The organism is Bacillus sp. WC2503, from assembly GCF_052682895.1.
Window position 1 is genome coordinate 3,854,237 of record NZ_JBQYMD010000001.1, and the last position, 20,066, is coordinate 3,874,302.

Here is a 20,066-nt window from a genome sequence, read left to right on the forward strand (position 1 = left end):
GCTCATCCCCTTTTTCCCTTTAGTCTACGAGATTAATCCGTATAAAAAAAGCACCATTTGAATTAAAAATGGTGCTTTCCCAAAATTATTTTTGTTCAGTAGTAGACGTTGTAATTTGCCATTCAATGCTAAATTTATCTTTTAGTTGTCCGTATGCTGGGCTCCAGAACGTTTCTTGAAGTGGCATAATAACTTCTCCACCCTCTTGTAACTTTTCGAATACTTCTTTTGCTTTTTCTGCATTACTAATTTGAATTGCGATTGTTACTTGAGATCCGATTGCATGCCCTTGACCTGGGAATGTATCAGAAATCATAAGGTCCGTATTACCAACTTTTAAAGTAGCATGTAAAACGCGCTCTTTCGCTTCAGCTGGAATCGGGTATTCTGGATTTTCAGGCATGTCACCAAAAGTTTGCATTACTTCTACTTTTGCGTCTAATGCCTCTTTGTAAAACTGTACAGCTTCTTGCCCACTACCATCTAAAACTAAGTACGGATTAATACCTAAAATCATACGGACACCTCTTTTTTTAGTTTATAAAATCGAACTTGTGTTCGTTTTTATAATATCATCGTTTTACATTTCATTCAACTATTTACTTGTCTATTTTCAAAATTATTTGGAAGGGAGCTCCATCTCTTGTTTTCTAAGTTCAATACGACGAATTTTTCCGGAAATCGTTTTTGGTAGTTCATCTACAAATTCAATTTTGCGAGGATATTTATATGGTGCAGTGAGTTCTTTCACGTGTTGTTGGAGCACTGGAATTAATGTTTCTTCGTTCTTTTCTATATTCTCTCTTAATACGATAAATGCCTTCACGACACTCCCTCGAATTTCATCCGGACTTGCGACAACCGCACATTCTCTTACGTAAGGATGTTTTACAAGTGCATCTTCAACTTCGAACGGCCCGATTGTGTAACCAGAGCTAATGATAATATCATCTCCGCGCCCTTCAAACCAGAAATAGCCGTCTTCATCTTTTTTCGCTTTATCACCCGTAATATAATAATCACCACGGAATTGCATCGCTGTGCGTTCATCATCTTTATAATATTGCTTAAAGAGGGCTGGTGTTTCAATATGAACTGCAATATCGCCAACTTCTCCTACCTGCACTGGGATTCCTTCTTCATTAACGATATCAACATGGTTTCCTGGCGTTGGTTTCCCCATTGATCCCGGTCTAATATCCATCCCTTTCATTACGCCAACAAGTAATGTATTTTCCGTTTGCCCATAGCCATCTCTTACTGTAATATCAAAGTGCTTTTGGAACGTTTCAATGACTTCTCTATTTAACGGCTCACCTGCGGATACAGCGCTATGTAACGCTTCTAAATTGTACTCAGTCAAGTCTTCTACCTTTGCCATTAATCTATACTCAGTCGGTGTACAACAAAGCACATTCACCTTATTATCGTCTAATAAATTTAAATACGTTTTCGGTTCAAACTTACCGTTGTATACAAATCCTGTTGCCCCTGAACCGAGAGTGGCTAAAAACGGGCTCCAAATCCACTTTTGCCACCCTGGGCTAGCCGTTGCCCATACAACATCATTCTCTTCAATTCCGAGCCAATTTGGGGCGCTCGTACGTAAATGAGCGTATGCCCACGCATGCGTATGAACAACTCCTTTCGGGTTTCCTGTCGTCCCTGACGTATAAGATAAAAAGACCATATCTTCTTTATCTGTTTTCGCCATTTCTAACATGTCACTTTCTGTTTCTAATGCTGTTTTTAAATTGATCCATCCGTCTACTGACTGCTCGCTCAGAACGAACTTTTGAAGAGGTTCCATCGCCCCTATGTTATCAAACTGTCCGATATATGGTTCATAACTTACAATCGCTTTTACTTCTCCGTGTCCAATGCGGTATTCAATATCTTTTTTACGCAACATTTCCGAACTCGGAATTACGACAAATCCTGCTTTAATCGCAGCGATATACGTCATGTAAGCTTCAATTAAACGCGGCATCATAATAAGGAGCTTGTCCCCTTTTTGTAAGCCACTTTTTATAAAAGCGTTTCCAATTTTATTTGCACCTTGCATTAATTCAAAATATGTAACTTCTCGTCTATTCCCTTTATCATCTTGCCAAATTAAAGCAAGCTTCTCTTTATCGTCTGTATATTTCTCTATTTCTGAAACTAAATTATAAGATGGTGGTGCCAACAATTCCTCTCTCTTCATAAACATCCTCCTTTTTCTTTATGCCTCCCTTATATAATAAAGAATTTTCAGTAAATTTTGAACCCTCTTCTTTTGACAATTTTTTTATGCTTTTGTCGAAATGAATTTATACTAATACGAACAACAAAAAGAAAGAGCGGGGAGAACCCGCTCTTTCTAAGCCATTGTATATGGAATTATTTTTGGAAACCGCCTAATTGTTGCTCAGCTAGTGAAACTAGACGTTTCGTAATTTCGCCACCAACAGAACCGTTAGCGCGAGATGTTGCATCCGCTCCAAGTTGAACACCAAACTCTTGAGCGATTTCGTATTTCATTTGGTCTAATGCTGATTCAGCACCAGGAACCGCTAATTTATTTGTGCTACGTGCCATGTTATATCACCTCCTTGTGAGTATAGAGTGTGATAAATAACATGACTTCATACACATTTTAGATATGGTAATTTATGGTTTTAGAAAAGTTCTTCGAATTTTTCTTCTTCCGCTACTACTTCTACCGTTTGTAATACCATTGTTTCTTTGTTTGCTACAGCTTCTTCGATTAATGGTGTGAAATCATATTTCGCTTCAAAACGATTCGCTTTTTCACGCTTCGGCTTCGTCGCTGGGCTTGCTGGTGTGAATACTGTACAGCAATCTTCGTATGGACGAATTGAGATATCATATGTGCCGATTTCTTCAGCGATTTTAATAATTTCTAATTTATCCATCGTAATAAGCGGACGAATAACAGGATAGTTTGTCACTTCATTAATCGTATGCATACTATCTAACGTTTGGCTCGCTACTTGTCCAAGACTTTCACCAGTCGTAATTGCAAGTGCATTACGCTCCTCTGCAATCTGCTCTGTAATACGCATCATCATACGACGCATTACTGTCATAGAATAACTAGATGGAATTTCTTTATTAATCGTTTTTTGCACTTCAGTAAATGGAACAAGGTGAAGTGTTACACGTTTACAGTATTTCGTTAACTCTTGTGCTAAATCGATTACTTTTTGTTTCGCACGCTCACTTGTGAAAGGTGGACTATGGAAGTGAACTGCCTCCACAGATACGCCGCGTTTCATCGTTAAGTACGCTGCTACTGGGCTATCAATACCACCAGAAAGAAGTACCATTACTTTTCCGCCAACGCCAACTGGTAAACCGCCAGCTCCCATGTGCTCACCACACATAATATAGCTGTAACCACTGCGAATTTCTACACGTACATTCACATCTGGATTATGGACGTCTACTGTGATATCCTCTGTATTTTCTAAAATGTGCCCGCCAATTTCTGGAAGTAACTCCATCGTCTTCATTGGGAAACGTTTATCAGAACGGTGCACTGTAATTTTAAATGTTTTCACATCATCTTTTACTTGTAAGAAAGCTGCTAATGCACCTTTTTTAATATCTTCTAATTCTGATGGTACTTTCATCGCTAAATTAAACTTATGAATACCAAATACATCTTTCAATCTTTCAGCAATCGCTTCATGGTCTTCGCCATTTAACTGAATGTACATACGGTCATGTGTTGCATCGATTTTAATGTTTGGGAATTTTTTCAGTTTGAACTTAACGTTATCTTTTAATGTGCTTACAAATTTAGAACGGTTCTTACCTTTTGTCGTCATTTCTCCGTAACGTACTAAAATATATTCATATGTCATCATATTTCTTTACCTCATCACTTCATATAATTTTGGCATTGTCTCTTTTACAATACCTTCAAATTGTTTTACTTCTTCCCTCGTGTTGTCTGGTGCTAGACTAATACGAATAGCGCTTGCAGCAGCTGCATGCGGTACTCCCATTGACACTAACACTCTGCTCACTTCATTTGCTTTTGAAGAACAAGCAGACTTCGTTGATACATATACACCGTGTTCTTCTAAAGCATGAACGACCACTTCCGGTTTTAAACCGACAAACGACACATTTAAAATGTGTGGTGCTGCATATGCAAGCGACGTATTAATTGTTACATGTTCCATTTCTTTAAAGAAACGTACAAGCTCTGTTTGTAAACTTTGCAAATGAGCTATCTTTTCTTTCACTTGTTCCATTGTCATGCGAAGTGCTTTCACCATCGCTACAATGCCAGGTAAGTTCTCTGTACCAGAGCGATACTTAAGCTCTTGTTGACCACCTGATAAAATCGGATCTAATCTTACGCCATCACGCACGTAAAGAAGACCTGTTCCTTTTACACTGTGGAATTTATGTCCAGATATTGAGCAAAGGTCAATATGCGAAGCATATAAATTAAGCGGTACTTTTCCTATCCCTTGTACATGGTCCACATGGAATCTTATTTTCGGATAATTCGATAATAACGTTCCAATTTCAGCAACGGGCTGAATTGCTCCAGTTTCGTTGTTCACATGAATAATTGAAACAAGAATTGTATCTTCACGAAGCACTCGCTTCACATCCTCTACCGATACAACACCATGCTCGTTAACCGGTAAATATGTTACATCAAACCCGAGTTCTTCTAATTGCTTATATGCCTCAAACACAGACGCGTGTTCAATATTTGTTGTAATGATATGTTTGCCGCGCGAACGATTCCTCATCGCTATCCCTTTAATCGCAAGGTTATTCCCTTCCGTTCCACCCGATGTGAAAATAATTTCGGAAGGTTTTACGTGAAGAAGCTGCGCTGCAATCGTTCTTGATTGTGTTAATAGACGCTCTGCCTCTCCTCCAAGCGAATGAATAGAAGAAGGATTTCCAAAATATTTCCCAGCAACCGTTACGTACGATTGAAGGGCTTCTGGATATGGCTTCGTCGTCGCACTATTATCAAAATAGATCATCGTTCTTCCCCTTTCAGCGCTATCACATCATATAATCATATCATAAATACGTGTAATTACGCTAAGACTACACAAAGGTTCCGTTTTATCCCGATTGGTGAAGGCTAGTAATCAGTGGGGATGAATCCCCCCACTGATTACAGTTTCACTTTATTTTGAAACGAATAACCTTACTGTATTCCGCTATTCATTATAGCAACATCGCCTTCAAAATTACACAAAAAAACAAACCCTTTATGAAAGGGTTTGTTCATTGTCTACATATTCAGCTATTTTTTGAACAACGCCAGGTTCAAGTTGCTCTAGTACAGAAGCCGCTTGTTCTAAAGCTGCATCGTATTGATATTCACGGAATAATTTCTCTGCATAATTTAAGCTTTCTGCAAGATTTTCATCATGACTGCGGTAACGGTTTCCGTATTGAATTAATTTTTCAACTAAATACGCTTGTCCAATTAACTCTTCTGTCATTTCAGCTACACCGTTAACAGTTGTGTATGCTTCTTCTAAACTGCTATTTACAGCATGCATATTTAGCGGTTTTATTTCTAATTGCTCATATACAGCTTGCATTGCCATTTGCCCTCTTTGTAAATCTTCCATAATACTCTCTGGAAGACCTGGCAAATTCGACTTTTGCATAAAGCGTTTCGTTTCAAAAATTGTATTGCGCATTTCCTGCAACTTCTCACGCGCTTCAAATTCTTCTTTACGCATCGTTTGTAGCATTTCTTTATATTCTGCATGAAGTACTTTTAAAGTTTCACATTGCTCATAAACCTCTTCTAGTTCCTCACGAATTATAGAGAATGCAATATCTTGTTCAGCAACGCGTAATTGCATCACTTCAAAACGTTTCATTAAAATGTGCATTTGCTTTTCAATTACTTTTTGAGACTCAATATCCTTATCTTGTAACTGATAGCTTTGTTTCACAAGTTGCGTTTCTGCTTTCGTTTCAATTGTTTCTTCACGAAGTTCTTCTAAATCTTCATAAACAGAAAGTGTTTTTTGCTCTACATAATGTCTCGCATGCACTTCTTGTTCTAGTTGATCATAAAAACCGTCTAAACGAGTTTTTAATTTTTCTACTTTTTCAGCCGCTTCCGTTATATGAAGCTCCTGTATATCCATTAAACATGTTTGTAGTTGTGTCGTCATATCGCGAACTTCTTTAGGGATTTCCAGGTAATCTAATACATAACCTTGTCTTACCATATCATTATGTCCGTGTAATAAATCTTCCAGTTGAACTGGTAACGTTGCTTGACACTCTACCAATAAATCTGGAATTTGGTGAATAATGATTTCTAAATTAGCTAAACCTTCTTCCAAACTAATAACAATTTCTCTCGCTTTTAAATAGTCGCCATTATTTGTTGCTTCTTCAAAACTATTAAATTTATTAGATTCGGCATCTAGCATCTCTTCAATTCTCTGCTCAGCTGCTCCATACATGTGTCGATGAGCAAGAACACTCTTTTTCATACTACGATATGTATCACGTAACCCTTCAATTTCCGAGCTATTTTTTTCATGGCTTTCTAACAGTTGCTGTAATTCATTTAAAATGTCTGTAATACGATTATCAGCGTCATCTAAACCACTTATGGATTCGTTCATCGCATGCTTTGCTTTGCGGAAGGAGAATTGCGAGGCGAATTTTCGCGCTTGCCCTAAATCTTTTTCAGCTTTTGGAAGAGTTGTTGATACGATTTCATCCCACTCTTCACGCCATTTACCAAACAGTTCTTCTGTTTGACCTGTCATGTTCAAATCTTTTACTCGCTTTAGTTCATCTGCTACAGGTTTATCTTTTATTTCTTGTTTCCACTGCTCCAGTGCTTCAATATCTTTATATGAACGATTTCTTATCACAAGCTCTATCATGAGCAGCACTAGAATAGAGCTTACTACAATGATAACGATCGTCAGGATAGAATCCATGCAAAAAAGCCTCCTAGTTATATCTCTTTTTTTGTCCGTTCCGTTTATGAAATGGAAGGCATTATGTATAAAAAGGGAATTCCCCTATATTTAACAACTAACAATGTACTAATCATACCATGTAATGACGTGTTTTTGACCTAGTTTTTTTTAAAATTTCATGTTTCTTTAAATGCAATTGTAATCTTTCTTAATCTTCCGCCCGCTTCACTACCTATCCTCAAATGATTGCCATAACGGGCACTCTTTCATATGAGATACGAAATAGATTTTGCGCATGAGTGGAGGTTCAACAGAAATCACATGCACATTCCCCTGCTTTACCGCTTGCTCCACTGACATTTCTGGAAGTAAAGTGATACCAAGTCCAGCTCCGACCATCGCAAGCATCGGTTCTGCATAAGAAGTTTCAAACGCAATGATTGGTTTCGCACCTATACCTTGAAACATGTTCATAATCATTTTCCTTACATCACATATTTCTGGGTACACAATTAATTTCTCATGTTCCAAACCTTCCATTCGGATTATTGTTTTCTCTTTATAAGGATGATCATTTGAAACTACACAAACAATTTTTTCCTCCCGCATTTCTTTTATATATGTAGCGCCTTCTACTACTGAATCAATGAACATCGCTTCAATCTTCCGCTCTTTAAACAATTCCATTAATACTTTCGTATGCTCAATTTTCCATTCTATTTCGAATCCATCACCTAATATATCTTTGCATTTCGATATGTAACGCGCCGCTAAACTTGGCAATATACCTATAGAGATTTTCCGTTTTTCTTGATATTTCTTCATTTCCGTTTTCACTTCATGTATTCGTTCCAAAATCGGTAACATTCTTGCTATAAATATCTCACCAGCCTCTGTTAACTCCACTCCTTGAGCAGAACGCTTGAGTAAAGTAACCTCTAAATCCGCTTCTAATCTTTGGATTTGTTTACTAAGCGCTGGTTGTGAAATATGTAAAAGCTTACTTGCCTTTGATAAACTGCGCGTATGCTTTACTTCCATAAACGATCGTACTGCCTCTAAATCCATCATATACACCTCTAACAAAAAGTTATAACTGTTATAAAAAATCGATATTTCCTTCTATAAATCATTACTCTTTATACTTATTTCATCAACTTACTATAACGAAATGTAAAGGAGAATGGTACTCTTGAACAAAAAACAAATGCTCTTCGGATCCCTCCTATGCTTACTTGCCGTAACTGCCTGGGGATTTATGTTTCCTGTAATGGCAAATGCCTTACAATTTATCGATCCGTTCTTTTTCACAACTATCCGCTACGGATCTGCAGCTATTATTTTTCTTATTTTGCTATTAATCACTGAAGGGACACATTCGCTCCGCTTAGAAAAACGAACACTTTCTTTATTTTTTTACGGAACAGTCGGTTTCGCTGGATATGGTTTTCTCGTTTTCTACGGACAACAACTTGCCGGACCTTCTGGAGCAATCCATGCAGCGATGATTCAGTCTCTCATGCCACTAATTGCCTTAACATTACAATGGATAACAAAAAATAAGCGTCCACAAAACTACACTTTTCTTTGTATGTTCGTTGCATTACTCGGTGTTATGCTTGTCATTTCAAAAGGAAATATTCACTTATTATTTGGAGCTGCAAGTCACTTATCTACGAATATATTGATGTTATGCGGCGTTACTTGCTGGGTCATTTATACAAATGGCGGTGCTCGTTTTCAATCTTGGTCACCACTTCGATATACAACGTTAACTTGTTTGTTCGGTTCAATGTCACTCATCGTTATTGTCACTTTATTAACTTACACAAACGTCATTACTGTACCATCATTACGCACAATTGTGAGCGTTCGTTTTGAACTCTTTTATATGTCGATTATTGCAGGTGTTATCGCTGTGTTTTGCTGGAATATGGGGAATCGCTATATTTCATCTATTAACGGCATATTATTTATGAATTTAGTTCCTGTCCTTGCACTTATCGGTTCCATATTTCGAGGTTATACGGTCGACAAAATCGAACTTGCCGGAGCCTCATTAACAATTATTGCGCTATTATGTAACAATTTATGGCAAAGAAAAGAAACTACAAAAATCCCCACCTCGGTTCGTTAGGTGGGGATTTTTCACATATGAACAGCTCTTGGCCATTCCTGATACATATTCGTTTTACATAATGCTTGTTCCATCCATTGCTCAATTTCCTTCGTATACATTTCTAAGAAAAATGTTTCGGATGGAAATGAATGTAATACTTCTGATATATACTGTGGATATAAAAACGGCATATTTATCATGCCTTTTAATTGCGTCATAAACATTGTAAAAGATACCTTTCTAAACTCTTTCTTCATTTGTCCTTCTCTAATGATTTGTTCGATATAATATCTTTCTTTAGAAAAATAAACGGTCATCACTTCACGAATTAATGTCGTATCAAGCGAAAGCTCTCTATAAAAAAAACGTGTCAGTTCCCTATTTTCAAATTGATATCGTAAAATCCCGCGTACCATTTGCACCATCACATCTTTAGCCGACAAATACTCTCTCTGTTCAAAGGACGTTTCAATCACATGAATATATCCTTCTAAAAAATCAGTAATAAGCTGCTCTAATAGGCCTTGCTTTCCAGCAAAATAGTATGAAATATTCGCTACATTCACATCCGCTCGCTTTGCAATGTCTCGCACTGATGTCCCGTCATAACCTTTCGTATTAAACAACGATATTGCCGCATCAATTACTTTTTGTTTCGTCTGCTTCATGCGCTCACTTCCTCTCACTGAACAGCTATAGTTTAAATTTCTTGACTTTTAAGACAAATTCCTTTAATTTTCTATCGACAAAGTCATGTGAAATACATCGTATTTTGCTAATATTTTACACATCTCGATAAAAAGGGAGTTGTTTCCATGTTTACAAAAGAAAGTTATGCAGGTTCTCGTGAAAAGCAGTATGAGACAGTAATTAAACAACTGGATGCATTATTAACTGGCGAATTAAACGTAGTCGCAAACTTATCAAATGCGTCCGCATTATTAAACCAATTTTTAGATCGCGTTAATTGGGTTGGCTTTTATGTAACAGAAGGAAATCAGCTCGTTCTCGGGCCATTCCAAGGAATGCCAGCATGCGTACGTATTCCATTCGGACGCGGCGTTTGCGGCGTAGCAGCTGAAACGAAAACAACGCAACTTGTAGCGGACGTTCACCAATTCCCAGGACATATCGCTTGCGATAGTGCCTCTAATTCGGAAATCGTTGTACCGATTATAAAAGACGGAAATGTCATTGGTGTACTGGATATTGATAGTCCTGAAAAAAATCGTTTCGATGAAGTAGATCAGCACTATTTAGAAAAGTTTGTGGAAACACTGTTAAAACATATATAAGAAAAAGAGTGAGTTATCGATTAAGTACGTAATGTACGAAACCGATAGCTCACTCTTTTTTATTGATTACTAACAATAGATATTTTCTTTAACGCTTGCTCCAAATCAGAAACGATATCCTCCCACGATTCTAAACCGACAGATAAACGTATTAAATTATCGAAAATACCCATTTCTTTTCTTAGTTCCGCTGGAATCGCAGCATGCGTCATCGTTGCTGGATGCTGAATTAACGTTTCTGTATCACCTAAACTTACCGCGATCGTAATAAAGTGAAGGTCATTGATAAACGCTTGCGTTTCCTCTTTCCCGCCTTTGACAGAAAAAGAAATAACGCCACCGCCCCGTTTCATTTGGCGAGATGCTAACTCCCCTTCTGGGTACCAAACCCCTTCTACTACATCATGATTTTTTAGGAACGATACAATTTTTTCTGCATTATCACAATGACGATCCATTCTTACTGCTAATGTCTTTAATCCGCGTAATAATAACCACGCATCAAACGGCGCCATAATACCGCCGATATCTTTTCGCATCGGACGAATTTTTTCAGCTAACACTTTCGTTTTACAAATTGTTACACCCGCTACAACATCACCATGGCCACCAATATATTTTGTCGCACTATGCACAACAGCATCACAACCAAGCTCAAGCGGTCTTTGTAAATAAGGTGAACAAAACGTATTATCAACAATGACAAGTAAGCCATTTCGCTTCGCAACCCGAATCACTTGTTTTAAATCGATTAATTTCATCGTTGGATTAATCGGTGTTTCAACGAAAATAAGCTTTGTATTTTGGCGAATCTTATTTTCAATATCAGTCTCTGTCTCCATATCACAAAACGAATGTGTAATCATAAATTTCTCTTCTAACACTTCTAAAAATCCGTACGTGCACCCATATAATCCGTTTGAACAAATAATATGATCTCCAGCTTTTAGAAAACCAATTAACGTTGCTGAAATAGCTGCCATTCCGGATCCGAAAGCAAGTGCTTCTTCTCCCCCTTCTAACACAGCCATACGTTCTTCAAATAATTTTACAGTTGGATTTCCAAGTCTTGAGTAAATATAAGACGGATCTACTCCCGCAAAACTCGCCTCTCCTTGCTGCGCAGTCTCAAATGTAAATGTAGACGTTTGAAATAACGGTGGTGTTAAACTTCCTTTATGTTCCTTAGATGTATAACCGTGATGAATTAACGCTGTCTCCATATGCTTCTTTTTCATAAAAACATCCCCTTTATGTTTTTATCCCGCATATTCACCAGTAAAAAACTGATGAATGTTTTTACTACATTTTATGTAAGCGTTTTATTTGTGTTTCTATCTCTTCTTTTATATTGTTTTAAATTCCTTCTTATATTAATTTCCAAAATTTATATGCATAAAACAAAAACGTACTCGCTTGACGAAACTCTGGGTAAAAGATATAATAGCGTTTGTGTAAAATAAAAAGGCAGCCTTGTAATGTGAGTTTATCGTTTGTATTTTGTTCCTCTACGGAGGTGTATCTCGTAACTCCCTGCTGCTGGAGCGAAGGTACATGAAAACAAAATGCCCGTAAATATCGATTACGTCTGTTTTTATTTTACGTAAATAAAAACATTTTTAAAGGAGGAGTCAACTATGGCTCGTTATACAGGTCCAGCTTGGAAACTGTCTCGTCGTCTTGGAATCTCTCTAAGCGGCACAGGAAAAGAATTAGAAAAACGCCCTTACGCACCAGGTCCTCACGGTCCTAACCAACGTAAGAAACTTTCAGAATACGGTTTACAATTACAAGAGAAACAAAAACTTCGTCACATGTACGGCATGACTGAGCGTCAATTCCGTCGCACATTTGACCAAGCAGGTAAAATGCCTGGTAAGCACGGCGAAAACTTCATGATCCTTCTTGAAGCTCGTCTTGACAACTTAGTTTACCGTATGGGCTTAGCTCGCACTCGTCGTGCAGCTCGCCAATTAGTAAACCACGGTCACATCATGGTTGATGGCGCTCGCGTAGATATCCCATCTTACCGCGTTAAACCTGGTCAAACTATCAGCGTTCGCGAAAAATCTAACAGCCTTGTTGTTGTTAAAGAAGCGATCGAAGTTAACAACTTCGTACCAGAATACTTAACTTTCGATGCTGATAAATTAGAAGCTACTTACACTCGTCACGCTGAGCGTTCTGAGTTAGCAGCTGAAATCAACGAAGCATTAATCGTAGAGTTCTACTCTCGTTAATGACAAAAAGCCAATCCTCTGGATTGGCTTTTTTCAATTCTCACCATAATTTTTTATATCCCACGTAACATAAAAATCCCAATACTCTATACTCCCACCTAAAACAAATATGTTTTATCTAATCTAATCAAATTCAAATATAAAAATAACCTTCCTATTTTCACACATAACTTATGTTATATTATGAATTTTTAAATAATAGTATTAATATTAAGTTTAAACTTTATAACGAGGAGACGTTGATATGGAATTCAGAAATGATATAAACAAAATAGCTAACCAAATTTTAGAACGAAAAGAGTATATAACTAATGAAGAAATGACCAAGCAATCATTAATTATTCCTTTTCTTCAAAAGCTAGGTTATGACGTTTTTAGCCCTTTAGAAGTTAGACCTGAGTATATTGCAGACTTTGGAACTAAAAAGGGAGAAAAAGTCGATTATGCGGTTTTCAAAAATGGAGTTCCAATTATTTTAATTGAGGCAAAATCTGTAACAGAAAATCTCCTTAAACACGATGCGCAACTATCTAGGTATTTCAATGCCTTACCTGATGTCAAAGTAGGAGTACTAACTAATGGTGTAGAATACAAATTTTATACTGATTTAACAAATGACAATGTAATGGACGAAAAACCTTTCTTCACATTCAGTATGGATAGTTTAAGTAATTTAGATATTGAAACGATTGAAACTTTTACAAAAGAGAATTTTGAAGCTGAAGAGATTGTAAAATATGCCGAAGAGCTTATTTATATGACCAATTTAAACTCCACAATTAAAGAGTTATTTAAAAATCCTTCAGATGACTTCCTTCGTTTTCTAATTAAAGACTTTAGCTCAACTAGAATTACAAATAACGTTTTAGAGCGGTTCCGACCAATTGTTAAAAAAGCAATTAATCGAACACTATTAGAAATAATCAGTGATGGTTTAACACCAAAAGAAACAAAAACATCGGAGAAAATAGAAACAAGCCTAGTTGCAGCCGCTTCTGCCGAAATAATGGAAGACATTAGCAAAGAAGACAAAACAGATAGAGTTTTCACTACCGAAGATGAACTGACTGCCTTTAACATTGTTAAAGAAATATTAACTGAAAATCAAAGAGACATCAGTGACCTTAAATATAAAGATACTATTAGTTATTTTTGCATCATGAATCGTGTAATCACAAAATGGTTTATACGTCTTTTCCTTGATGGAGATGCAAAATCCTTAGTTGTAAGACTAGATTTAGAAGCTACTAAACAGCTCTGCCCTAATTTCGTTGTTGAGCAAGCCCCAAAATCACAGGGAGTAAGTAGAATTTTCATTGATAATGTTAATGATTTAAAAGATTTGGAACCACTTATTATTTCATGCTATGATCAAATTTTATCTAATGTTTAAAAAGAGGGATTTCTCCTCTTTTTCCAACGTAATGACAAAAAGCCAATCCTCTAGATTGGCTTTTTGTCATTTATATATAAAATAAAGTTATTTATTTTCCTCTTTTTGAACATATACATAAGCATCTTTTTGCTCTTTATGTATATCCACCTTCGAATTCTCTGCAAGCTGACCCGCATTTAGCAAAGAAAAAATAATGAGCGCTTCTAGTGACATTTTGTTTTACCACTCCTTTCTATTTGTTATACGTTTATCATACCGCTTACATGTGATTTCCGTATGAACTCGAAAAGGAGATTACAACAAAAAGGTTACAGGAATACGAATGCACGCTATAATAACCATAAAATAGGAGGTAGATTTCTTTTGACAATAAACCAAATGGTTCAATTGGGCAGTGCATGTATGCTTTTTATTACTTCAGCACTTATGAGTTGGTATCAGGGGAGTAATTTAATAGATTACCCTGATGAATGGAAATATAGCGCTAAGTTTACGAATTATTTTAAAGGCACCGTTTCAAATTACCAAGATATTTATCAAATCGATTTCTTTATATATGCAGCAAAATTTTATCCAACAGCATTTATTGTTATGCTCATTAGCTTACTTTATATGCTCGTATTAATTCTTCATATTCTATTTACAAGAACTCGTAAGGTAATCTAAATTCATACATAAAAACCCCGAATCATAAACTTTTCAGCCTACAATTCGGGGTACTATTTGTTTTATATTCGTTTCTGATTAGTAACGAATTAAGAAATATTTCTTCTTACCGCGGCGAATGATTGTGAATTTACCTTCGATGCGGTCGTTTTCTGTTACAACATAGTCTAATGCTTGCGTACGCTCACCGTTTACGTAGATTGCACCGTTCGTTACATCTTCACGTGCTTGACGTTTTGATGGAGAGATTTTGCTTTCTACAAGTAAGTCGATTAATACTGTATCTTCTGCAGTACGTTCTACAGATGGTACGTCTTTGAATCCTTGTTCGATTTCATTTGCAGTCAGTTCTGCTACAGAACCGCTGAATAGTGCAGCTGAAATTTTAATCGCTTGCTCTAATGCTTCTTCACCGTGAACAAGTTTTGTCATTTCAGAACCTAACGCTTTTTGTGCTGCACGTTTTTCTGGCGCTTCAGCTACTTGCTTTTCAAGCTCAAGAATTTCTTCATGAGATAAGAATGTGAAGTATTTTAAGTATTTAACAACGTCGCGGTCATCTGTGTTAATCCAGAATTGGTAGAACTCGTAAGGAGTTGTTTTCTCTGGATCTAACCAAATTGCGCCGCCTTCTGTTTTACCAAACTTCGTACCGTCAGATTTTGTAACAAGTGGAATTGTTAAACCGAATGCTTTCGCATCTTCTTCTGATTTACGGATTAATTCAAGACCAGCTGTAATGTTACCCCATTGGTCACTACCACCGATTTGTAGGCGGCAATTATGGTGTTGGTATAAGTTTAAGAAGTCGTATGATTGTAAGATCATGTAACTAAACTCAGTGAATGAAATACCCGTCTCTAAACGAGATGCTACTGTATCTTTTGCTAACATATAGTTTAAACCGAAGTTTTTACCGATATCGCGTAAGAATGAAATTACATCTAAGTTACCAAGCCAGTCATAGTTGTTAGCCATTGTTGCTGGGTTGTCCACGTTTTCAAACTCTAAGAAGTTTGAAAGTTGGTTTTTAATGCTTTCTGTGTAGTAAGCAACTGTATCTTTCGTATTTAATGTACGCTCTGCTTTTTTACCACTTGGGTCACCGATCATACCAGTACCACCGCCAACAAGTGCGATTGGTTGATGACCAGCTAATTGGAAACGACGTAACATTAATACTGGTAACATATGACCGATGTGTAAGCTATCCGCTGTCGGGTCGAAACCACAGTATAATTTAACGCTTTCTTTTTCTAATAATTGCTCAAGGCCCTCAGCATCTGTTTGCTGATTAATTAGACCGCGAAATTCAAGATCTTGTAAAATACCCATATCCTACATACTCTCCTTTAAGTTCATTACTGGCGTGAAAGTTGAAAACATAAAAAAATCGCCCCTTCAAATAAGGGACGATTTTGATTATCGCGTTACCACCCTAGTTGCAGGCAAAAAAAGCCTACCACCTTATTTACATAACGGCTTAGCACCGTCTTTTCCCTTTTGAATACAATTCAATCGAAAAAAGATGCTCTAGGGGCGTAATTCGCGATCATCTATGTGCTGATTTCCACCGACCATCAGCTCTCTAAAACAGGGAAATGATCACTACTTCTCCCTTTCCACGCTCAATTATTCATATACTTTTCTTTATACCATCATTTATATAGGCGTGTCAAATAGAGGCCTGGTTTCTCTCCTTACCAATCCTTTACAACGTCATAAAGAGTATCGTAATAAGAGAAAGAATTGGAACCCCAACTAATAACGATACATGAAACACAACCGATAAATCATTCCCAATGGTCGCCTCCACAGGATCTTTCGCTGGGGAACCAAGAAACCCGATTAATCGATCGAATCGACTTACCGTTTTTGGAAAGTCTGGTATTTCTACATGATCACTATCTAAATGTTGCTTTAACTTATATTCACTCTTAAAGGGATTTTCGCTCAATTTCGTCCACCTCCAGCAATTGTTTCAATTTCTTTATCCCGTTATGAAGTCTCGATTTCACCGTTCCAATCGGAATGTTTAATATCTCTGCAATTTCTTTTTGCTGCATGTCATGATAATAATAAAGGATTAGGACCGCTCTTTGCTCTTCTGGAACTTTCAAAATTGCTTCTCTTACTGTGAGCCGATCTTCGTGAGAAAATTCTTTTTCCGGAATCGGCACTAAAAATGGCAAAAGCGTACGCCACTTTTTTCTCCTATTTAATTTATTAATCATAAGACGATAACCAATTTGAAATAAATACGTTTTTATTTTACCTTTTTCAAGTTCATACATATGTTTCTTACGCTCTAGCGTCAAAAACGTATCTTGCACAAGATCGATACTTAATTGTTCATCTCGGTTAAATCGATATAAAAATGTGTATAGCGCTGGTTTGATTAAAACATATAGTCTTTTTCCCGCTTGTTTATCTCCACTTTGATACGCAAGCATGAGCTCCTCCTCAATCCCAATCTGCGCCATGATTTTTGATCTCCTTTATTCCTTTTAACGTTAATGAAATACGGGAAATTAAATATGCAATCGCAATAAAAATCCACAATTGTGATTGATTTGTAAAAAATTGCACATATGGGTTTTGAATCGTAAATCCCATTGCAACTAAAATATTTAACGCTTGCACACATATGCATGCATACAACGCAAGGCAGACAGAAATAGTATCAAATACATTCCAGCGAAAATACACTTTTGTTTTTGTAAAATCAATTTTATATCCATTTTTCCGTACTATATGTTTTCTATCAAATGGAATAATGATTGAAAACAGAACACCCATTATAACTCCAGCTGTAAGCATTGATACTCTATATCCAATTGGTATCGGTAAGAAAAGACCACAAGAAAATACAACTATAATTCCAATTAAAGCAAAAGCAAGAAGTAATTTATTAGACATAAAAAAGCCTCCCTCATCTATTCTTTCATAAATGTATACAGACGAGGAAGGCACTTCGTTCAAATATTATTTTAGTTTTTTTATAATCTTTGCAGGATTCCCGCCAACTACTACATTATTAGGCACATCTTTCGTTACGACAGCACCAGATGCGATCACCGCATTGTCTCCAATTGTTACACCTGGATTAATAATTGTTCTTCCGCCAATCCATACGTTATCGCCAATTGTAACTGGTTTTCCGTATTCTGATCCGCTTATACGCTCAATTGGATCGAGTGGGTGCGTTGCTGTATAAATGTGAACACCTGGAGCTAACATACAGTTCACTCCGATTGTTACCGGGCATACGTCTAAAATCGTACAGTCAAAGTTCGCGTAAAAATTTTCACCGACATGAATGTTATAGCCGTAATCACATCTAAAAGTAGATTCAAGATGAATATTATCTCCTGTCGTTCCGAATAATTCTTTTACGATTTCGCTACGCTCTTTCAATTGCTCTTCTGGCGTATCATTTAATTTTCTCGTTAATATACGTGCTTGCTCTCTTTCTTGTACTAAAACTGGATCAGCCGGTATGTACATTTCTCCTAGTATCATCTTTTCTTTTTCTGTTTTCATCATACTATCCCCTTCAACTTATATATATAAGTTCATGATATCCTAAAAAAGAAAGGCCTGAACATTTTTCGTTCAGACCTTTCTCTCTTAATCTTCCATCGTTGATAAGTCACCTGTTGGTAAGTTTAACTCCCACGCTTTTAATACGCGGCGCATAATTTTACCACTTCTCGTTTTCGGTAATTTATCTCTAAATTCAATTTGTCGTGGCGCTGCATGAGCTGCTAGGCCTTTTTTTACAAATTGACGAATTTCTTCTTTTAATTCATCAGATGGTTCGTATCCTGCTCGAAGTGCGATAAACGCTTTAATAATTTCGCCGCGCACCGGATCAGGAATACCAATTACACCAGCTTCTGCAACAGCAGCATGCTCGATTAGTTTACTTTCTACTTCAAACGGTCCAACTCGCTCACCTGACGTCATAATTACATCGTCAATACGTCCTTGGAACCAGAAGTATCCGTCTTCATCCATATAAGCTGAATCACCTGATACATACCAGTCTCCCGGCATAAAGTATGACTCATATTTTTGCTGGTTATTCCAGATTCCACGCATCATAGCTGGCCAACCTTTACCAATTGCTAAGTTACCCATTGTGTATGGAGGCACTTCATTTCCTTCATTATCAACAATCGCTGCTTTCACACCTGGAATTGGTTTACCCATTGAACCTGGACGGATTTCCATACAAGGATAGTTACAAATAACTTGTCCACCTGTTTCTGTCATCCACCACGTATCATGAATACGAAGTCCAAATGCATTCATACCCCAGCGAATTACTTCTGGATTTAAAGGCTCACCTACGCTTAATACGTGGCGTACTTGTGATAAGTCGTATTTTTTAATTGCATCTTGTCCAGCTCCCATTAACATACGGAACGCTGTCGGTGCACTATACCAAACTGTTACACCGTAATCTTGCAGTGCTTCATACCATGCATCTGGACTAAATCGTCCACCTAAAATAACATTTGATGCTCCGACTAACCACGGTGCAAAAATGCCGTAAGCAGTTCCCGTTACCCAGCCCGGGTCAGCAGTACACCAATATACGTCATCTTCTTTTAAATCTAATACCCATTTCGCCGTTTGATAGTGCTGAACCATTGCATTTTGCGCATGGAGAACACCTTTTGGCTTACCAGTAGAACCAGACGTATAGTGAAGAATTAAACCGTCTTCGCGGCCTAACCATTCGATATGTAATTCTTTTGAAGCTTGTTCAAATAAAGGATTGAACGCTACTGTTTTACCGCCTTCTTCTACATTATCTCCAACAAGAAAGACTGTTTTTAAAGCTGGTAAATCATTTAATGGTATACGCTCTAACAATTCAGGAGTTGTAATTAACACCTTTGCTTCGCTATCTTCTAAACGATCACGAACTGCGCCTTCCATAAATGCTTCAAATAGCGGTCCAACAATTGCTCCTAATTTCACTGCACCTAAAAGCGCGAAATATAATTCTGGAGAACGTGGCATAAAAATAAAAACGCGATCGCCTTTTTCAACATCGCCATAATTTTTTAGGACGTTTCCTGCTTTATTAGAAAAATCCTTCATTTCCTTAAATGTATATTTCTCTTTTCGCGATCCATCTTGATAATAAAGGGCTACTTTATTTTTTCGATCAGATTTCGCATGCTTATCAATTGCTTCATACGCCATATTTACTCGGCCTGTTTCATTCCAAGTAAAATGTTTATTAACCTCTTCCCAGTTAAAATTCGCGTATGCCTCTTCATAATTCGGCAAATTATTTTCTCCTTTAATGACAGGAAGCGTTTCTACTTTCATACTTTACATCCCCCTCCTATGTATTCTATTATCTATTATAATGATATT

General features: G+C 37.0%; 21 protein-coding genes and 1 other annotated feature. Of the genes, 5 read left to right on the forward strand and 16 right to left on the reverse strand.

What is annotated here, in order from left to right; translation table 11 throughout:
• Positions 1-85: 85 nt before the first annotated feature.
• From ACUN26_RS19790 to ACUN26_RS19820, 7 genes are all read right to left on the reverse strand, one after another.
• On the reverse strand, positions 86-517 hold the full coding sequence (locus ACUN26_RS19790; RefSeq protein WP_000600354.1) for a VOC family protein: 432 nt from the start codon (positions 515-517) through the stop codon (positions 86-88).
• Between the two features lie 102 nt (positions 518-619).
• Positions 620-2,206, reverse strand: coding sequence for an acyl-CoA synthetase MbcS (mbcS, locus tag ACUN26_RS19795; RefSeq protein WP_000817729.1), 1,587 nt, complete (start codon positions 2,204-2,206; stop codon positions 620-622).
• Between the two features lie 176 nt (positions 2,207-2,382).
• Entirely contained in the window at positions 2,383-2,580 is a 198-nt protein-coding gene (locus tag ACUN26_RS19800; RefSeq protein WP_000124490.1) for an alpha/beta-type small acid-soluble spore protein, read from the reverse strand.
• Between the two features lie 80 nt (positions 2,581-2,660).
• Complete coding sequence (thiI, locus tag ACUN26_RS19805; protein ID WP_000989269.1) at positions 2,661-3,875, reverse strand: tRNA uracil 4-sulfurtransferase ThiI; 1,215 nt, start codon at positions 3,873-3,875, stop codon at positions 2,661-2,663.
• 6 nt (positions 3,876-3,881) lie between these two features.
• Positions 3,882-5,024: a cysteine desulfurase family protein gene (locus tag ACUN26_RS19810; RefSeq protein ID WP_000638980.1), complete on the reverse strand. Its 1,143-nt coding sequence runs from the start codon at positions 5,022-5,024 to the stop codon at positions 3,882-3,884.
• Between the two features lie 234 nt (positions 5,025-5,258).
• The gene (ezrA, locus tag ACUN26_RS19815) at positions 5,259-6,971 is read right to left on the reverse strand and encodes a septation ring formation regulator EzrA (protein WP_000377321.1); all 1,713 of its coding nucleotides are present in this window, start codon (positions 6,969-6,971) and stop codon (positions 5,259-5,261) included.
• Positions 6,972-7,181: 210 nt separating this feature from the next.
• On the reverse strand, positions 7,182-8,021 hold the full coding sequence (locus ACUN26_RS19820) for a LysR family transcriptional regulator (protein ID WP_000362578.1): 840 nt from the start codon (positions 8,019-8,021) through the stop codon (positions 7,182-7,184).
• Between the two features lie 124 nt (positions 8,022-8,145).
• Between ACUN26_RS19820 and ACUN26_RS19825 the strand changes: the two genes are divergently transcribed.
• A complete protein-coding gene (locus ACUN26_RS19825) occupies positions 8,146-9,090 on the forward strand; it encodes a DMT family transporter (RefSeq protein WP_001036046.1) in 945 nt (314 codons plus the stop codon).
• Between the two features lie 11 nt (positions 9,091-9,101).
• On the opposite strand, the gene refZ is transcribed toward ACUN26_RS19825, so the two are convergent.
• Positions 9,102-9,740: a forespore capture DNA-binding protein RefZ gene (gene refZ, locus ACUN26_RS19830; RefSeq protein ID WP_000814925.1), complete on the reverse strand. Its 639-nt coding sequence runs from the start codon at positions 9,738-9,740 to the stop codon at positions 9,102-9,104.
• A 147-nt stretch (positions 9,741-9,887) separates the two neighbouring features.
• On the opposite strand from refZ, the gene ACUN26_RS19835 reads away from it, so the two are divergent.
• Positions 9,888-10,367: a GAF domain-containing protein gene (locus ACUN26_RS19835; protein ID WP_000494323.1), complete on the forward strand. Its 480-nt coding sequence runs from the start codon at positions 9,888-9,890 to the stop codon at positions 10,365-10,367.
• 59 nt (positions 10,368-10,426) lie between these two features.
• On the opposite strand, the gene megL is transcribed toward ACUN26_RS19835, so the two are convergent.
• Positions 10,427-11,605, reverse strand: coding sequence for a methionine gamma-lyase (gene megL, locus ACUN26_RS19840; protein ID WP_000726615.1), 1,179 nt, complete (start codon positions 11,603-11,605; stop codon positions 10,427-10,429).
• A gap of 399 nt (positions 11,606-12,004) precedes the next feature.
• Between megL and rpsD the strand changes: the two genes are divergently transcribed.
• Together rpsD and ACUN26_RS19850 are read left to right on the forward strand one after the other, a co-directional pair.
• A complete protein-coding gene (rpsD, locus tag ACUN26_RS19845; RefSeq protein ID WP_000135316.1) occupies positions 12,005-12,607 on the forward strand; it encodes a 30S ribosomal protein S4 in 603 nt (200 codons plus the stop codon).
• 244 nt (positions 12,608-12,851) lie between these two features.
• Entirely contained in the window at positions 12,852-14,000 is a 1,149-nt protein-coding gene (locus tag ACUN26_RS19850; RefSeq protein ID WP_000395709.1) for a type I restriction endonuclease, read from the forward strand.
• An 87-nt stretch (positions 14,001-14,087) separates the two neighbouring features.
• Here ACUN26_RS19850 and ACUN26_RS19855 read toward each other — a convergent pair whose 3' ends face one another.
• Positions 14,088-14,216 carry a hypothetical protein gene (locus ACUN26_RS19855; protein WP_000050940.1) on the reverse strand — a complete coding sequence of 43 codons (129 nt, stop codon included), beginning with the start codon at positions 14,214-14,216 and terminating at the stop codon, positions 14,088-14,090.
• 150 nt (positions 14,217-14,366) lie between these two features.
• Here ACUN26_RS19855 and ACUN26_RS19860 point away from each other — a divergent pair, with 150 nt between their 5' ends.
• Positions 14,367-14,669 (forward strand): YjdJ family protein, encoded by a 303-nt coding sequence (locus tag ACUN26_RS19860; protein WP_000154643.1) that lies wholly within the window; start codon positions 14,367-14,369, stop codon positions 14,667-14,669.
• 78 nt (positions 14,670-14,747) lie between these two features.
• Here ACUN26_RS19860 and tyrS read toward each other — a convergent pair whose 3' ends face one another.
• From tyrS to acsA, 6 genes are all read right to left on the reverse strand, one after another.
• On the reverse strand, positions 14,748-16,004 hold the full coding sequence (gene tyrS, locus ACUN26_RS19865; RefSeq protein WP_000512079.1) for a tyrosine--tRNA ligase: 1,257 nt from the start codon (positions 16,002-16,004) through the stop codon (positions 14,748-14,750).
• Between the two features lie 70 nt (positions 16,005-16,074).
• Positions 16,075-16,303, reverse strand: a binding site (T-box leader).
• Positions 16,304-16,380: 77 nt separating this feature from the next.
• The gene (locus tag ACUN26_RS19870; RefSeq protein ID WP_001293783.1) at positions 16,381-16,626 is read right to left on the reverse strand and encodes a hypothetical protein; all 246 of its coding nucleotides are present in this window, start codon (positions 16,624-16,626) and stop codon (positions 16,381-16,383) included.
• Entirely contained in the window at positions 16,607-17,152 is a 546-nt protein-coding gene (locus ACUN26_RS19875) for an RNA polymerase sigma factor (RefSeq protein ID WP_445540885.1), read from the reverse strand. Before ACUN26_RS19875 ends, ACUN26_RS19870 begins: the two co-directional genes overlap by 20 nt.
• A complete protein-coding gene (locus ACUN26_RS19880) occupies positions 17,133-17,588 on the reverse strand; it encodes a hypothetical protein (protein WP_000066428.1) in 456 nt (151 codons plus the stop codon). The genes ACUN26_RS19875 and ACUN26_RS19880 overlap by 20 nt, the downstream gene beginning before the upstream one ends.
• 66 nt (positions 17,589-17,654) lie before the next feature.
• A complete protein-coding gene (locus ACUN26_RS19885) occupies positions 17,655-18,215 on the reverse strand; it encodes a maltose acetyltransferase domain-containing protein (RefSeq protein WP_002039724.1) in 561 nt (186 codons plus the stop codon).
• 84 nt (positions 18,216-18,299) lie between these two features.
• Positions 18,300-20,018, reverse strand: a complete 1,719-nt coding sequence (gene acsA, locus ACUN26_RS19890) for an acetate--CoA ligase (RefSeq protein WP_000862061.1) — start codon at positions 20,016-20,018, stop codon at positions 18,300-18,302.
• Between the last annotated feature and the right edge of the window lie 48 nt (positions 20,019-20,066).

Coding starts and splice junctions, on each gene's coding strand:
- ACUN26_RS19790 (WP_000600354.1), bottom strand. CDS start 517: ATGATTTTAGGTATTAATCCGTACTTAGTTTTAGATGGTAGTGGGCAA.
- mbcS (WP_000817729.1), bottom strand. CDS start 2,206: ATGAAGAGAGAGGAATTGTTGGCACCACCATCTTATAATTTAGTTTCA.
- ACUN26_RS19800 (WP_000124490.1), bottom strand. CDS start 2,580: ATGGCACGTAGCACAAATAAATTAGCGGTTCCTGGTGCTGAATCAGCA.
- thiI (WP_000989269.1), bottom strand. CDS start 3,875: ATGATGACATATGAATATATTTTAGTACGTTACGGAGAAATGACGACA.
- ACUN26_RS19810 (WP_000638980.1), bottom strand. CDS start 5,024: ATGATCTATTTTGATAATAGTGCGACGACGAAGCCATATCCAGAAGCC.
- ezrA (WP_000377321.1), bottom strand. CDS start 6,971: ATGGATTCTATCCTGACGATCGTTATCATTGTAGTAAGCTCTATTCTA.
- ACUN26_RS19820 (WP_000362578.1), bottom strand. CDS start 8,021: ATGGATTTAGAGGCAGTACGATCGTTTATGGAAGTAAAGCATACGCGC.
- refZ (WP_000814925.1), bottom strand. CDS start 9,740: ATGAAGCAGACGAAACAAAAAGTAATTGATGCGGCAATATCGTTGTTT.
- ACUN26_RS19835 (WP_000494323.1), top strand. CDS start 9,888: ATGTTTACAAAAGAAAGTTATGCAGGTTCTCGTGAAAAGCAGTATGAG.
- megL (WP_000726615.1), bottom strand. CDS start 11,605: ATGAAAAAGAAGCATATGGAGACAGCGTTAATTCATCACGGTTATACA.
- rpsD (WP_000135316.1), top strand. CDS start 12,005: ATGGCTCGTTATACAGGTCCAGCTTGGAAACTGTCTCGTCGTCTTGGA.
- ACUN26_RS19850 (WP_000395709.1), top strand. CDS start 12,852: ATGGAATTCAGAAATGATATAAACAAAATAGCTAACCAAATTTTAGAA.
- ACUN26_RS19855 (WP_000050940.1), bottom strand. CDS start 14,216: ATGTCACTAGAAGCGCTCATTATTTTTTCTTTGCTAAATGCGGGTCAG.
- tyrS (WP_000512079.1), bottom strand. CDS start 16,004: ATGGGTATTTTACAAGATCTTGAATTTCGCGGTCTAATTAATCAGCAA.
- ACUN26_RS19875 (WP_445540885.1), bottom strand. CDS start 17,152: ATGGCGCAGATTGGGATTGAGGAGGAGCTCATGCTTGCGTATCAAAGT.
- ACUN26_RS19880 (WP_000066428.1), bottom strand. CDS start 17,588: ATGTCTAATAAATTACTTCTTGCTTTTGCTTTAATTGGAATTATAGTT.
- ACUN26_RS19885 (WP_002039724.1), bottom strand. CDS start 18,215: ATGATGAAAACAGAAAAAGAAAAGATGATACTAGGAGAAATGTACATA.
- acsA (WP_000862061.1), bottom strand. CDS start 20,018: ATGAAAGTAGAAACGCTTCCTGTCATTAAAGGAGAAAATAATTTGCCG.